The sequence below is a fragment of the Colwellia meonggei genome, assembly GCF_057537295.1.
In genome coordinates this window covers 296,414-312,442 of sequence record NZ_BAAJLZ010000001.1, presented here as the reverse complement: position 1 = coordinate 312,442, position 16,029 = coordinate 296,414, and the positions used below count along the sequence as shown (strand labels likewise).

Here is a 16,029-nt window from a genome sequence, read left to right as displayed (position 1 = left end):
AATGAAACACCACAATTAAATGTCACTACGTCATTAATTTTACTTATGTCATAACTTCATTACGCTAAAATTTAGCCTGTTGTTACTAAATTTAATCAAGTATGTAAACCAAGCGTAACCAAGACATATTAAATTGCTACCATGGCACAAATAGCCTCGTTAATAAGTGTTTTCAGGATACAATATAGCTTCATATACACTCGCTAAGTTATGAATTTCAAATTCATCATCTAGATTAGAGCGCTCACATCAATGACATGCAAAAAACTACTGCCAATTACTTTTTTTAGATTACTGCTTTTGTGGTTGGCATTTACTTCTTTTACGATACAAGCAACGGTAAAGTTGGAAGCACGCAACACTCAAGCACCAATATTGCGTATAGCATTACCGAACCAAGACGCTATCGAAAATACAGGCAATAAAGAATTACAACGACTAACTCAGTTTTTAAAAGAATATTGGCAAATATGGGCCATTGACCACCAAACTCAAATTGAATTTGTTTTTTTAGCTTCACGTGATATCTATCACGCATTGGCAAACAATAAAATTGATGTAGCGGCAATCGCCGTTTTTGAAGAAAAGCAAGATAACGTGTTATACAGTGCGCCATTTGCTAACTTTCAGCAACGCGTTTTTAGAAGAGTAAACAGTAATAATAATGGCAATGTTCAAATTGGAATTCACAGTGACAACCAACGAACTTTAAATTATTTAAATAAAAACATTGAACGCCACTACTACCCTTCAATTAAGAGCTTAATGAATAACATTTCACAATACGATGTATTGTATTCGGTTGAGCCATGGAACTTGACTAAACATCTTGCGCAAAGAAATTTATTGGGCAATTACTCGGTAAACTTTGACGAATCACCAAAGATTTACTTCCACGCAGTTACCCGTAAAAGTGACCGTGCGTTGTTATATCAAATAAACGAAAACTTGCGAGCGGTTGGTGCCATACAAGCACAGCTATGGCGGAAAAAATATGCCTTTGAAGATAAAGGTACAATTAACATTACTTTAGGTAATTACCTTCAAGACTTATCTGAAAGTGATAAGCAATATTTAATCGACCATAACGAATTGCAATACCCAATTCTTGAGCAAGGTTTTCCACCTTATGTTATTACCAAAAACTTGAATAACATTACAGAGCGCGGCTATGCCATTGACTTAATCGAAATTATTACAGAAAAAACTGGTTTGGTATTTCGCCCACAATATGTTGCCAACTATTTGCAATCAATTGAACGAGTTAAAAATAAGCAAGCCGATATATTTGTTCATATTGAACAAAATACTGATTATGAAAAATTCTTTAATTTTTCTATGCCCTACCTAGAAGCTAACCATAGCGTTATTTACCGTATTAATGACCAAGATAAAATTAACATTGATATTTTAGCCGACAAAACCATTGCCATTGTCGAGCAGCTCGCCTCTGGACGCTATTTACAACAAAAATATCCAGAAGCAAAATTTCAACCCTTCACTAGTATCGACAAAGCCGTTTTAGCAGTAGCAAACAATGAAGTTGACGCATTTATCGGTCAGTCTTTATCTTCTGCATACCTAATAAAAAAAATGCAATTAGCAAGCTTAACCAGTCAGCCATTACCAGAATTTTTGCCTGATGCTAACTTTACCTTCGCTAGCCACAAAGATAACAGTCATTTACTGACCATTATTAATCGTGCTATTAGCGATATTTCTGCAATTCGCTTAGATGATATCTACGTAAAATGGAACAAATCAGCCTTTGTTAACCAACATACTAACCAAGATAAAATTGCCGTAACGTATCAAAATGCGAAATTTTTACTGTTGATAACGGTGCTAATCTTCTTAAGCATCACTTGGTTTAATTATCAACGCCGTCGAGTAAAAAAAGCAGAACAACGCAAAATTGTTCACGCATTATCACTCGCTGAATTAGCGCGAGAAAAAGCAGAACAGTCAGCACAAGAAAAACTTACCTTTTTAGCCCGTATGAGTCACGAAATACGTACACCAATGAATGGTGTTCTAGGGATGGCGGAATCACTATCGTTTACCGACCTTAATAATTCTCAACAAGAATTATTAACTACACTCAAAGGCTCAGCACGTAATTTACTTGCCTTAATTAACGACGTACTCGACTTTTCAAAAATAGAGGCAGGTAAGCTTACCTTGGAATCTGTTGCCGCGAACTTACATTTAATCGCCAAGGATGTTATTAAAAGCATCAGTCATATCTCTGATGAAAATCAAACACCAATAAGCTTAGAGATTGACGAAAGAATTACTCATAGCTATTTCACTGATCCGACACGACTGACACAGATCCTTAATAACTTGCTTAGCAACGCCAAAAAATTTACTCCAAATGGTTATATCAAGCTTGCTATGTACCTATTAGAAGAGACGTCAGTAAATAACAACACTTATCACACCATAAACTTCTCTGTGACTGATAGTGGTATCGGCATAGCAAAAGACAAACAAGCGCTACTTTTCACCCCCTTTATCCAAGCAGATGACGATATTACCCGAAACTTTGGTGGAACTGGTTTAGGGCTCAGCATTTGTCAGGAAATAGCAACCGCTATGGGTAGTAAAATAGAGCTGAAATCAGTGGAAAACGAAGGCAGTACATTTTCATTCAATTTGAAACTTAAGTGTGCACAAGAGCAAGCAATAACAGATAAACGACGTGAAAATACCCGTATGGTTAATGCAGAAGATGATCAGCGTTTTCAAGGTATTCGTGTACTGGTTGCCGAAGACAACTTAGTTAATATTAAGGTATTAAGCGCGCAGTTGGCACGCTTAAATATAGTGGCTGATATAGCTTACGATGGCCAACAAGCTTTAGACATGCACGCTGAACAGCCTTATGACATTATTATTTCCGATTGCCATATGCCAAATATAGACGGCTTTGAGTTAGCTAGCCGCTTAATTGAAATTAAGCACTTAAAACCACTATGGTTAATAGCAGTAACAGCAGATGCATTGAGTGGTGCAGCACAAATGTGCTTAGATGCTGGTTTTGATGACTATATGGCAAAACCTTGCCCTCAAGAGCAAATTACCAACAAACTCAACCACGCTTACCGACAGTTGCAAGCCATGAAAAGTAATAATGCTGTTGAAAATACCTCATCTTCAAGCTATCGCTTATTTGAGCCACAAGCCTTATTGACCACCAACGGTGATGACATTGAGCTAAGTCGAGCAATTGCAACAATTTTCATTACTTCATGGGCCCAAGACAAAAACAACTTCAAGGCGGCGTTGGTGGCATTAGAATATCCAAATATTCAAGCTGTGGTGCACAAAGTTAAAGGTAGCGTACGCTATTTATGTGGTCAAAAACTAGATACCTTAGCCCAAAGCACTGAACTACTTGCGCAGAGCCATGAGCAAAAGCAAATGAATTTGCAAGCGGCTGAGTTAATAATGCAAATAGATCAACTCGTTGATGAAATTCAACATTGGTTAAGTCATCAAAATTAGCTGTTATTATGGTTAGAATAAATTATTTATCTAGCGAGTAAAAACAAAAATTCAATGCGCTTGCTACACTAAAGAATCAAGTTAATTTAATATAAATCTATTTTTTAGATTAATTACATCAATTTAATTAATTTTATTTAAAACAAAAATCACTAGATAATACTCTTATAGCAAAACAGTACAAAGCTAACTGTCATGAAAAATAACCAACGGAGCCATTATGTTAGAAAATAAAGAGCAGCAAAAAGTACCAAATGTTACTTTCACACTACGTGCAAATGATGAGTGGACAACACGCAATAGCGATGAGATTTTCAATAATAAAACTGTGGTAGTTTTTTCTCTACCGGGAGCATTTACTCCTACATGCTCATCTTCGCACTTGCCACGTTATAACGAACTGGCTCCAACACTGTTTAAAAATGGTGTTGACGAAATTATTTGTATGTCGGTAAATGACACCTTTGTTATGAACGCATGGGCGCAAGACCAAGATGCCGACAATATTAGCTTTATCCCTGATGGCAATGGCGAATTTACTGATGCGATGGGAATGTTAGTAGATAAAGCCGATATTGGCTTTGGCAAGCGCAGCTGGCGTTATGCGATGTTGGTTAAGAATGGTGTTATTGAAAAAATGTTTATTGAACCTGATTTACCAGGTGACCCATTTGAAGTGTCAGACGCTGACACCATGTTAAGCCATATAAACCCTGCAGCTTGTCAAACATCTGCAATTACTATATTTAGCAAACCAACTTGCCCTTACTGTAAAAAAGCGAAAGCGTTGCTAACAGAAAAAGGCTTAACCTATGAAGATTTAGAAGTGGGTAAAGACGTAAACCTAACCATGTTCAAAGCAATTACTAACGCTGATACCGTGCCACAAGTATTTATTGATGGTAAGCATATTGGTGGCAGTGAAGACTTAGCAGCATACTTTAGCTAAGCATTAACGAACACAAAAACTATTACTTAATAAAACGGCGCCTTTGCGCCGTTTTTTATGTTCAGGATGAACGGTATGCCATGGTGTCATGGATGACAAAGAATGGCGATGTTTAAAGTGAATGGAATGCCATAGTGCCATGACCGTTCTTAGCCAGCCATGGCTTCACGGCATTAATGCATCCGTGCATGTCGATGGCAAAGAATGACAATATTCACCGCCTCATATTTAATGCTAGAATAGCTAGCAAATATTTTCTTGGTATACATCATGGACAACCAGCCATATAACCCTTTACACGGTATTACCTTAAAAACTATCGTGACTCAGCTAGTTGAGCATTTTGGTTTTGCCCATCTAGGTAAACAAATTAACATTCGTTGCTTTACCGACAACCCAAGTATCAATTCCACTTTAAAGTTTTTGCGTAAAACCCCTTGGGCGCGTGAAAAAGTTGAATCACTTTATATCCAGCATAAAAGTGAAATCTCTTAAATAAATAATTTTAAAGGCATTAGCATATAGCAGAAAAGTATTTACTTTGCTTAAGTTGAAATGACACACTCAAAAGTCCTTAAATTAAATACTAAGAAATTAATGAAAAATACGCACCACTATATTCTTACCTGGCAATGCCCAGATACCTCTGGTGTGCTAGCTAAAATAACCCAAAGCTTATTCGAGCATGGCGCTTTTATAACGGAAACATGCCAATACAGTGATCCATACACTGAAACATTTTTCTCTCGAATAGCATTTGATGATCGTGAACTTAATGTCACTATCGACGAGTTTACTCAAGCACTAGACTTACTAGCAAAACCACTCAATATGCAATACCAAATACGTGAGCACAGTAATGTGCCAAATGTCGTTATTGCTGTGTCAAAAGATGATCATTGTTTAGTATCACTATTGACCAAATGGCGAGCAGGTGTATTGCCAATCAATATTGTTGCTATTGTTTCAAATCACACCGACTGTCAGGCACTTGCTCAATGGCATCAGGTTCCGTTTCACCACTTACCGATAGATAAAACTAACAAAGCACAGCAAGAACAAGAAATGCTCGCTATTTATCACAAATACCAAGGTGACTTACTGGTGCTTGCGCGTTACATGCAAATACTTTCAGACCAGCTTTGCGAACAATTACGCGGCCAAGCTATTAATATACATCATTCATTTTTACCTAGCTTTAAAGGTGCAAAACCGTACCATCAAGCTCACATGCGTGGTGTAAAAGTTATAGGTGCAACAGCACATTATGTCACCGCGGATCTAGATGAAGGACCAATTATTGTTCAAGAAGTCAAGCCTATCAACCATACCTTTACTATAGAAAAAATGGTGCACTTAGGTCACGATCTTGAAGCAGCCGCGTTATGCCATGCCGTGAAAATGCATGCAGAGCAACGAATTTGTTTAAACCAAGATAAAACCGTTATATTGAGCTAGTCAGAGTTTTCAACTGTTTTAAGTGCTTAACTCTGTTACATTAAGGCACAAATATATACTCAACATTTGTGCCTAATGATCCAATACCAAATTTCCCCGCTTAGCCTAAACCACCACCTCTTTGAAGTGTCTTTATCATTTAAGGCAACACTCGGCCAAAATTATACTTTATCATTGCCTGCCTGGTTACCTGGCAGTTATATGATCCGAGATTTTGCGAAAAACATTGTTGAAATTCATGCTGTTGATGATAAAAACCAGCCAATAGCACTACAAAAAAAAGACAAACAAACTTGGTCTATTACTGCCAACACTGAGCAAGTTACTATTCGTTATCACGTATTTGCTTTTGACCTTTCAGTGCGCACCGCATATCTCGACAGCCAACGTGGTTTTTTTAATGGTAGCTCAACATTTTTGCAAGTATTGGAGTTTAGTGATTGCCCATGTGAACTTATCATAAGCGCTAATCCAGAAACTCATGATAAAAACTGGCGTGTTGCCACAGGCTTAACACGCGCCAAAGAAACAGAAAAATACCAGTTTGGCCGCTATATCGCTGATGATTATCAACACTTAATTGATTGCCCAGTGGCCATTGGAGAATTTGATAGTACCGAATTTACCGTCGAAGGTGTTGTTCATCACTTGGTATTTACTAGCAAGCATTATGGCGACACTAAGCGCCTTGCTGATGACATTAGTAAATTATGTCAGCATCACGTCAACTTATTTGGCGAAATACCATTTCGAGAATACTGGTTTATTACCCACCTGCAAGCCAATGGTTTCGGTGGCCTTGAACATAAAAATTCAACTATTCTACAAGCAAGTCGTTTTGACTTACCGAATCCTCAGCAAGCTAGCACCGAATTAGCAGATAATTATAAAACGTTTTTAAGCTTATGCTCGCACGAATACTTCCATGCGTGGAATGTGTGTCGTATTAAGCCGAAAGAATTCACCCCATACAATTTACAAGAAGAAGTTTATACCAAGCAACTTTGGGCGTATGAGGGTATTACCTCTTATTATGATGATTTTTCACTATATCGCGCAGGTTTAATTGGTTTTGACGATTACCTTGGCTTGTTAGCAAAAACCGCAACTCGGGTTTATCGCGGTAAAGGTGAGTTAAAACAAAGCGTAACGGAATCAAGTTTTGATGCCTGGACTAAATTTTATCAACAAGGTCCTGACGCCGTTAACAACATTGTCAGTTACTACACCAAAGGCTCATTAATTGCGCTATGGCTTGATTTAACCATTCGAGAAAAATCTGCACAACAATACAGCTTAGATACCTTAATGCGAGAGTTATGGATTCATTTTGGACGTACAAGTATTGGCACTAACGAAGAAGACTTTATTAATATTGCTAACATTCTATGTGATGAAGATATTTCTTCTCAATTCAAAAAGCTCCTTGATAGCAACCAACGTATTGAATTAACGTCACAATTAGCAAAATTTGGCGTTCAACTTCAACAACAAAAATTCAAAAAAATCAATAGTGTTGAAACCACTACCTCTGAACAATTCACACCATATCTAGGTGCTCATTTTAAAGCACAAGAAACTGGTCTGAAAATTACACAAGTGTTGGAAAACTCACCCGCTGCAAAAGCAGGTTTAGCTGTTAACGACTTACTCGTTGCCATTGATGGTTTAAAAGCCAGTGAGTCATCACTACAGGCTTTGTATGATCATAGTGCTGAAAATGCTGAATTAAGTTGTCATTACTTTCGTGATGACCAGTTGCTTACCTCAACATGTAAAGTCATAGACTCTCCACTAGCAGGCATTGCCTTTAAGGTGATTGACGATACATTAACTAAAAATTGGCAGCAGCATGGCTAACAAAGCCGGCAGCATATCCACCTAATGTAAACTAAAGCGTACGTATTTGCTGACAACATAGTGGTACAAAACTAACAATAAAATTAGGGCGGCTGATCGAGTTATGGTAAAAATTAGCTCATTCGAGAACCGCCTAAATAATAAAATATTATGATTAAATTAAAACGCTTCCATCATGTTGCTTATCGTTGTAAAGACGCAAAAGAAACGGTTGAATGGTATCAAAAACATTTAAACATGGAATTGACCGTCGCCATTGCTGAAAACGAAGTACCATCAACAAAAGCACCAGATCCCTACATGCATATATTTTTAGATGCAGGTATGGGTAACGTCTTGGCATTCTTTGAAATACCAAATTCCCCTGATATGGGACGTGACGAAAACACGCCGCAATGGGTACAACATATCGCCTTAGAAGTTGAAGATGTTGACGCTTTAGTATCAGCAAAAGCAGACTTACAAGCACAAAATGTTGAGGTTTTAGGACCCGTCAATCATGGCGTATTTAAGTCTATCTACTTCTTTGATCCTAACGGGCACCGTTTAGAATTGGCAGCAAATACTGGCACCGTTGAACAATATGAAGAACTAAAACGTGTCGCACCATTAATGGTTGAAGAATGGTCGCAAACTAAAAAAGCACCAACACATGCTGCTTGGTTACATCAACAAGACGATTAATGGCCGTTTAGCGCCGTCTTAAGTAATTTTAATAGCGTTAGCTTAGACTAGCGCTATTTAATTTACCTCCATAATCTTCACCTATATATAACTTAGCAATATTTACTGTTAACTTGTTATTTATGCGAGAAGCCCACGACTATAAACACAGGCTTATTCTTGATAGATTTCAAACGAATCAAAGAATGAAATTCACTACAAGCCCTATTAACGAAGGGTTTCGTAAAATACTTATAGCCATTAAAAGTTATCACTTATCTAATAATTTGTAAGACATTGACTATTGTTTTGCCAATGTTAAAAAATAATTTACATGTTTTAACAAAAAAATTACATTTAAAAACAGTTAGTTGTGAATAACGGCTAATTAGTGCAATAAATAAACGACAAAAGTTACTTGCCGCATTAAAAAACTTCAGTAAAGTATAGGGCAGCTGTTAAAGCAGCGAACAACAAAACGGAAAGCATTGCACGGAAAGCAATAAGCGTTTAAAACGCAATATAATTTTTAAATACGGATTGTTCACTAGTACTCAGGAAGAGTTTTGAAATATTTAGTCCAGAAGGGCATTACGGATAGCATTAGAAAGTGTCAGGATGACCGAGAAAAATAAAATATTACACGGAAGATATTATAATAAAAGTGGAAACTGTCAAATTCACAGGGACTGTAACAAAAGGTTAGGATAGCCACCTAAGAATCGGAACTACATATGTGGGTATATGCCACATTCTTCTCCAAAAGCGACGTTATTAACGTCGCTTTTTTTCTTTCTATCGCTGTTTAGCGTGTAATGTCGTAAAATAGTAATCAGTGTTCATTATTTAAAGTTATTTCTATGTCTCGTACTAAAAAATCTCGTAAACCAGGTTCAGGCTCTATCGGCGTCGTTAAAGATGATAAAAAGAAATTAGCCACACCAGCACCACGCAAGCCAAAGAAAAAGAATGGCAAAGAAGCAGGTAATCGCCAAAAAGAAGCAACTGCAAGCGTTAACAATCAACAAAGTGGGAAGGTTAAAAAAGATCCGCGCATTGGTAGCAAAACACCTATCGACTTAGGTAAGGTTGTTAAAGCTCCTATTAAAACAAAGCCAGTTAAAAAAGTAGTCGACAGCTCTCCAATTGCGGCAATTCGTGTTGTTGAAACCGGGGAATCTTTGACTGAGCAGCTAAGTCGTATTGAACAAGATTCTAGACTGCTTGAGATTCTAGAAAAGCAAGACAATGAAATAGCATTATCTCCAGAAGAAATTGACTACTATAACGAGTTAATGGAAAAGCATGAAAAAATTAGCCAAGAACTCGGTTTAGATGAAGACGAAGAAGCTGTTGTAACTAACACCAAAGCTAACTCAGAAGACGACCTTTGGGATAAGTTTGATAACAGTGATTTATCACGATTTGAGTAAGGATGATTAATGCTTACCAACCCATGGTTATACTTAACTCTGCTTGGCATAGTCATTATTGGCGTATTAGCCACAATAGCGACTAAACTATTACGGCAATTAAAACAACAAGAGTTAGCGCAAGCCAAAGCGAAAAAAGCGCAGCAGTTAGCACATCAAACACATGATAAAAAGGTTATTGCTAGTGTCGTAATTATTGTCCGTGCAATGAAAGAAGAGCAATGTGATCTTTCCGAAGGTTGCTGGCGCTTAAGTGTCTTATTGGATTCATTAAAATTAAGCCAAGACTTAGCATTACAATTCCCTGCTATCTTTAAACTCTATGAAACCATTAAGCACATGCCTATTTTAGAAGAGCGTAAAAAACTTGATAAAAAAGCACGCATGAAACTTGATTTAGAACGAATGAAAGCAGAAGCAACTTTAGCTGATGATATTAAACGTGACCTCGACTTATTACATCAATATGCCAATGAGCGTGCAACTGTATTAAATAATAAAGCCGCGTAAGTGGCTTTCTTATCTTTCCAACACCGCAATTAAAAACACACCTTACCCTCAAAGATGTAAGTTATTGTATTTACAAACAAAATCTATTTTAATTTGATATAAGTCACAATAAAAACACCAGCTTTGCGCTTGATCAATGTTTGTCCAGCTAATTTACTTATAATAGCGTCAGATTGATAAACGGGAAGACTCATGCAAGCAACTCAATTTTTCGATAGCGCACTATTAAAGAAGTACAATACAAGTGGCCCACGATATACCTCATACCCAACGGCTCTTGAATTTCATGATCAATTCAATCATGACCATTTAGTGCAAGCGATAGAAACATCGCCGAATCGTGAATTGTCTTTATATGTACATATTCCCTTCTGTCATAGTCTTTGTTATTACTGTGGTTGTAATAAAGTTATCACGCGCCACCGTGACAAAGCTGATACCTACCTTGAATTTTTAGCGGAAGAAATTGCTTCAAGAGCACCACTATTTAAAGATTACACGGTAAAGCAATTACACTGGGGCGGCGGTACACCAAGCTTCCTACGTCACGAACAAATTACTAAACTCGTTGAACTGCTAAAAGAAAAGTTTACTTTTGCAGAGCAAGTAGAAATGAGTATCGAAATCGACCCACGCGAAATTGAAATGAATTTAGCCGAACATTTGTATAGTTTAGGCTTTAATCGTTTAAGTATTGGCGTGCAAGATATAGATGAAAAAGTACAACAAACTATTAATCGTGTGCAATCCACCGAATTTATTGAAAATTTTATTGCGCATGCAAAGCAAGTTGGCTTTAAATCAATCAATATAGATTTAATTTACGGCTTACCTCATCAAAATATTGATACCTTTACCCGTACCTTAAATAAAGCACATGAGATGGACGTAGACCGCATATCACTGTTTAGTTACGCACATTTACCATCACGCTTTGCTGCACAACGAAAACTTCGCGATGAATGGCTACCTAGTGTTGATGAAAAATTTGCATTGATGAAACTTGCTATCGAGAAATTATGCGATTTTGGTTACGACTTTATCGGCATGGACCACTTTGCCAAGCCTGAAGATGAATTGTCAATTGCTCAAAAAGATGGCAGTTTGCACCGTAACTTCCAAGGTTATACCACTAAAGGTGGTTGTGACCTACTAGGGTTAGGTGTATCGTCAATCAGCGCTATTGGTAACAGCTTTAGCCAAAACACAAAAGAGCTACAAGATTACTATAAAGCGATAGACACCAAAGCACATGCACAAATTAAAGGCGTTAGCTTATCAACCGATGACATTATTCGTGGCGAAGTTATTCGCGAACTCATGTGTAACTTATATTTAGACAAAAACAAAATTAATACTAAATACGATATTAACTTTGATGATTATTTTGCTGACGATTTACCTTTGCTAGAAACCTTCATTAATGATGGGCTAGTGACAAACACTGACAACGAAATTAAAGTTGAGCAAAAGGCGCGTTTATTAATACGTAACATTTGCATGAGTTTCGACGCCTACATGAAACAGCATGTAAGCAAGCAGCGCTTTTCACGCGTTATTTAAGCTAGTTATCTAGCACGCCTAACACACACCTTTGTTCGGCACTGTAAAAGCATAATTCAGTGCCGTTTTTACTGCTTTCTTCTTTAGCAAGATCAATCCACTGATAATAAACATTACGATGCACTTTTGCCGTCAAATTGCGCCTTACCGTGACATAAATACTCCCTGAAGGCTCAATTAATATGGGATGATCAGCATCAAGTATAAACTCATCATCTAAATTGGTTGCAGCTAGCATGGCAAGCTTAGCATCGTCTTGCCACTGCCATTGTGTTAGCACAAATGGCGCATCTTCAACGGTAATTTTGATTTTCTCCACCGGAGTAACCAAAAAGTATTCATCGGCTTCCTTTTTGATCACCGAGGCAAAAAGTTTCACTAATGCTATGCGTTTAAATACCGTACCATTGTAGAACCAACTGCCGTCAGCTTTAATAACAATGTCCATTTCGCCACAATAAGGTGGATTCCATAGTTCAACAGGCGGTACTTTACTTTCATGTCCTGATAACTGACCAATAATTTTATCTAATGACATTTTATTATCTCATCACTTTCTATGCCTTTAGTTTAGCAAATTAAACCGTTAAAAATGCAAACTCATTACGACTAAAATTATTTTCATCTTGATTACGCGAAATAAATTATTTGTACCTATACTCAATATCAGCAAGTGATAACAAACTGAAAACACTAAGCAATAGCAACGCTTGTTAACCAAAAAATGCTATCAAACTCACTACAATGCTCAGATACCGCATGGATGAAACTGACCATAATTTTGTCGCTAAAAACTACAAATTTAAGGTATGAAGTAATATGTTAAAGTTCACAAAAATTAATCATAAACTTGTTTTTTCATTTCTAACATTATCTTTAGTTCCATTTATTCTCTATGCGCTGTTTAGTATTAATATGGCAAATAATTCATTACAGGCCCAAGCATTTAATCAGCTAGAATCAGTACGCACTATCAAGAAATCGCAACTCGACAATTACATCACTTCCCTAAAAGCCAGTTTACAGATTCTTAATGAAGACCCCGTTGTACTTACCGCACTATCAAAATTTCAAGAGGCACTTACAGTCGGGAATATTAGTGATGAACAATGGCTACAAGCAGAAGCTTTATATGGCAAACACTTTAAAAAAGTTAATCAAATTAATGGCTGGTATGATTTATTTTTCATCGATCTAGCTGGAAATATTGTTTTCACCGCTGCTAAAGAGTCAGATTTAGGTATGAATATTCCTTCCTCATCCCTTAATAACAGCAGTATGGGTAATGCATTTAACAAGGCTAAAAAAGCAAACAATGGCACCATAGTAACCAGTGATTTTTTCCCATATCCACCATCAAATAATGAACCTGCAGCATTCATGATGACCAAGCTCATTGATACTAACGGTACATTAGCCGGATATGTCGCGCTGCAATTCCCACTCGATAAAATTAACGCCATCATGCAACAACGAGACGGTATGGGTAAAACAGGTGAAACCTATTTAGTTGGCCAAGATAAGTTAATGCGTTCTGATTCGTTTTTAGATCCTGTAGGCCATTCCGTAATCGCATCATTTGCCGGTAATGTTGCTAATAATGGCGTGGATACCGATGCTGTTAATTCGGCATTTGCTGGCGAAACAGCCAGCCGCATTATTATTGATTATAACGGCAATCCGGTTTTATCATCTTTTAGCACCATTAGTTTTGGTGACTTCACTTGGGCACTTATTGCCGAAATAGATGAAGCAGAAGCATTTGAAACTGCCAACCATCTAATATATATATCATTAATTTTGGTGTTAGTAGCTACAGTGTTAATCGCCATTGTCGCACTAATTATCGCAAAGAATATTAGCAAACCGATTATTCAAGTTACCAAAGCAGCGCAAACCGTATCTTCAGGTGATCTAACCTCAACAGTCACCATAAACCAACATGATGAATTAGGTTTATTGCAGCAGGCGATGCACGATATGGTGCTAAAGCTAAAAGATATGATCGAACATATTTCTTCCTCGGCTGAACAACAAGCAGCAGCTTCTCAGGAACTATCGAATATAACCAACTTAACTAATACTAATGTTACACGCCAGCATCAGGCTACAGACCAAGTTGCAACGGCAATTAACGAAATGAGTGCGTCGATTGATGAAGTGACAGGAAGAACAACTGAAGCATCGGATGCTGCCGATGAGTCAAAGCGTCTAGTTACCACTAGCTCAAAGGCCATTAACGAAACCATAGCCCAAATTCATAAATTATCAGACGGTATTATTAACTCTAAAAGCCTTATTGACGAGGTTCAAGAAGGCACCTCAAATATCGCCAATATATTAGTTGTTATTAAGGGTATCGCCGACCAAACTAACTTACTGGCATTAAACGCCGCAATTGAAGCTGCTCGTGCAGGAGAACAAGGAAGAGGTTTTGCCGTTGTTGCCGATGAAGTAAGAACCCTGGCACAAAATACCCAAAACTCCACTATTGAAATAGAAAATATGATCCAATCACTAGAAACAAAAGTGAGTAAAGCAACCGAATCGATGAACACTGGCAGCGAACAAGCTTCAGAAATTGTTAATAAAACTAATGAAGTCACTGAATCATTAACTGAGGTTGAATCTTCTGTAACACTTATTTCAGATATGAATATTCAAATATCCACAGCAGCACAACAGCAAAGTGAAGTTGCACGAGATATTAGCCAGCAAGCAGTAGAAATTAGTGATATCTCAATTGAAACAGGTGAAGGAGCGAAAGAGATTTCACAAGCAAGTGAAGAACTAGCTAATTTGGCAGTCGACTTAACTGAACAAGTCAGTACATTCAGAGTTTAATAAGCTAAACAGATATGGTTGATACCGAAAAATCTTACAATTACGGTAGAATGCTGTGGAATAGAGCAGAATTGACAATTATTACTAAAAAACCTAAAAATGTACTTGTCAATTAACCCTAAAATACAATACAATCCTCGCGCCTTATCAAGAGGTGCTTGCAGTAATATCAGTGGTGGCTATAGCTCAGTTGGTAGAGCCCCGGATTGTGATTCCGGTTGTCGTGGGTTCAAGTCCCATTAGCCACCCCATATTTTATATTACCTCGAAAAATTCTTAAACTATCCATCAATTTAATACCCATGTGGTATTTAACTACTTTCCCCTTTATTTAATTCAACTTTTTACACGCTGAATTTCCAATAAAACATCGAATCAATTTTCTACTCTTGTGCGGACTCTGTGCCGTCGAAAAATAAATAAAAGCCATTAAAAGTTAATAATATGTGCTCATGTGTTTTCATCAACATTGATAAGTTGAGATAGAACTCGTTAATTGAGTTCATTTACTTTCCAGCTTCGTAGCTATTTACGGTAATAAGATGCGTTAGTTGTGCAAATATAGAATGACTTAGACAAACAGCTTAGCAACCAAAGCAGTAATTCACTTATTACTGGCATTTTTAAGGCCAGTATAAAAACAGATGTACTGTCCTATATACTCCCCAATAACCACCTATTACATTCTTTAACGTGTTCTTCTATTGTTTTTTTAGATGGCCTGTCTTTGTTTAGCATAGCTCTGTTTCTATAACTCAGTAGCATTGCTGTCCAAAGATTAATGCTGGTACTAGGCGTATCAATTTTTAACTTGTTAGTAAAAAATCCAGTCAGCTTATTTTTCGTCTCATCAGGCCCTTGTTCAAAAAAATAACTAACAATGCTAGGTTCATTTTTACATTCAGACAAGAGTAAACGATACGTCTCAATATGCTCATCTGTTAAATGAGCTTTGATAAACCCTAAGGCAAACTTTTCTAACGCCTCTTCCGTATCGTTTAAATCTAAATATTCGTAATAACTGATGTGGGAATGCTCTCCCATATAGCTCAGCGTTGACTTAAAAAGCTCTGCTTTCGATGGAAAGTATCGATACACCGTTTGCTTCGTCACTTTGGCCGCCTTTGATATGCGATCCATGTTTGCTGCAATATAACCAAAAGACAAGAATTCATCTCTAGCCGCTTGCAATATGCTCGACATCTTCATTCTCTTTTTATCAGTTATTTTATTCATATG

Annotated in this window: 14 protein-coding genes and 1 tRNA gene; 11 read left to right on the top strand and 4 right to left on the bottom strand. The window is 37.2% G+C overall.

The window, feature by feature from the left end:
• Positions 1-252: 252 nt before the first annotated feature.
• Positions 253-3,510 carry an ATP-binding protein gene (locus tag AC27E9_RS01440; protein ID WP_487126565.1) on the top strand — a complete coding sequence of 1,086 codons (3,258 nt, stop codon included), beginning with the start codon at positions 253-255 and terminating at the stop codon, positions 3,508-3,510.
• Positions 3,511-3,730: 220 nt separating this feature from the next.
• Positions 3,731-4,459, top strand: a complete 729-nt coding sequence (locus AC27E9_RS01435) for a glutathione peroxidase (protein ID WP_487126563.1) — start codon at positions 3,731-3,733, stop codon at positions 4,457-4,459.
• A gap of 3 nt (positions 4,460-4,462) precedes the next feature.
• Here the strand turns inward: AC27E9_RS01435 and AC27E9_RS01430 are convergent, their stop codons facing one another.
• Positions 4,463-4,600 (bottom strand): hypothetical protein, encoded by a 138-nt coding sequence (locus AC27E9_RS01430; protein ID WP_487126561.1) that lies wholly within the window; start codon positions 4,598-4,600, stop codon positions 4,463-4,465.
• A 129-nt stretch (positions 4,601-4,729) separates the two neighbouring features.
• On the opposite strand from AC27E9_RS01430, the gene AC27E9_RS01425 reads away from it, so the two are divergent.
• The 7 genes from AC27E9_RS01425 (at position 4,730) to hemN (ending at position 11,946) form a co-directional block, all read left to right on the top strand.
• Entirely contained in the window at positions 4,730-4,954 is a 225-nt protein-coding gene (locus tag AC27E9_RS01425) for a VF530 family protein (protein ID WP_487126560.1), read from the top strand.
• A gap of 102 nt (positions 4,955-5,056) precedes the next feature.
• Positions 5,057-5,917, top strand: a complete 861-nt coding sequence (purU, locus tag AC27E9_RS01420) for a formyltetrahydrofolate deformylase (RefSeq protein WP_487126558.1) — start codon at positions 5,057-5,059, stop codon at positions 5,915-5,917.
• A 75-nt stretch (positions 5,918-5,992) separates the two neighbouring features.
• On the top strand, positions 5,993-7,777 hold the full coding sequence (locus AC27E9_RS01415; protein WP_487126556.1) for a M61 family metallopeptidase: 1,785 nt from the start codon (positions 5,993-5,995) through the stop codon (positions 7,775-7,777).
• 150 nt (positions 7,778-7,927) lie between these two features.
• Positions 7,928-8,461 (top strand): VOC family protein, encoded by a 534-nt coding sequence (locus tag AC27E9_RS01410; RefSeq protein ID WP_487126554.1) that lies wholly within the window; start codon positions 7,928-7,930, stop codon positions 8,459-8,461.
• Positions 8,462-9,300: 839 nt separating this feature from the next.
• On the top strand, positions 9,301-9,873 hold the full coding sequence (gene yihI, locus AC27E9_RS01405; protein ID WP_487126552.1) for a Der GTPase-activating protein YihI: 573 nt from the start codon (positions 9,301-9,303) through the stop codon (positions 9,871-9,873).
• A gap of 9 nt (positions 9,874-9,882) precedes the next feature.
• Positions 9,883-10,383: a DUF2489 domain-containing protein gene (locus AC27E9_RS01400; protein WP_487126550.1), complete on the top strand. Its 501-nt coding sequence runs from the start codon at positions 9,883-9,885 to the stop codon at positions 10,381-10,383.
• Between the two features lie 192 nt (positions 10,384-10,575).
• On the top strand, positions 10,576-11,946 hold the full coding sequence (gene hemN, locus AC27E9_RS01395) for an oxygen-independent coproporphyrinogen III oxidase (RefSeq protein ID WP_487126548.1): 1,371 nt from the start codon (positions 10,576-10,578) through the stop codon (positions 11,944-11,946).
• A gap of 1 nt (position 11,947) precedes the next feature.
• Here the strand turns inward: hemN and AC27E9_RS01390 are convergent, their stop codons facing one another.
• A complete protein-coding gene (locus AC27E9_RS01390) occupies positions 11,948-12,484 on the bottom strand; it encodes a DUF1285 domain-containing protein (protein ID WP_487126547.1) in 537 nt (178 codons plus the stop codon).
• Between the two features lie 281 nt (positions 12,485-12,765).
• Here AC27E9_RS01390 and AC27E9_RS01385 point away from each other — a divergent pair, with 281 nt between their 5' ends.
• Together AC27E9_RS01385 and AC27E9_RS01380 are read left to right on the top strand one after the other, a co-directional pair.
• Positions 12,766-14,790, top strand: coding sequence for a methyl-accepting chemotaxis protein (locus tag AC27E9_RS01385; RefSeq protein WP_487126545.1), 2,025 nt, complete (start codon positions 12,766-12,768; stop codon positions 14,788-14,790).
• A 175-nt stretch (positions 14,791-14,965) separates the two neighbouring features.
• Positions 14,966-15,041: transfer RNA gene (locus AC27E9_RS01380), tRNA-His, on the top strand.
• Positions 15,042-15,173: 132 nt separating this feature from the next.
• On the opposite strand, the gene AC27E9_RS01375 is transcribed toward AC27E9_RS01380, so the two are convergent.
• Both AC27E9_RS01375 and AC27E9_RS01370 read right to left on the bottom strand, forming a co-directional pair.
• The gene (locus AC27E9_RS01375) at positions 15,174-15,296 is read right to left on the bottom strand and encodes a hypothetical protein (protein WP_487126543.1); all 123 of its coding nucleotides are present in this window, start codon (positions 15,294-15,296) and stop codon (positions 15,174-15,176) included.
• A 148-nt stretch (positions 15,297-15,444) separates the two neighbouring features.
• A complete protein-coding gene (locus tag AC27E9_RS01370; RefSeq protein WP_487126541.1) occupies positions 15,445-16,026 on the bottom strand; it encodes a TetR/AcrR family transcriptional regulator in 582 nt (193 codons plus the stop codon).
• Positions 16,027-16,029: the final 3 nt, after the last annotated feature.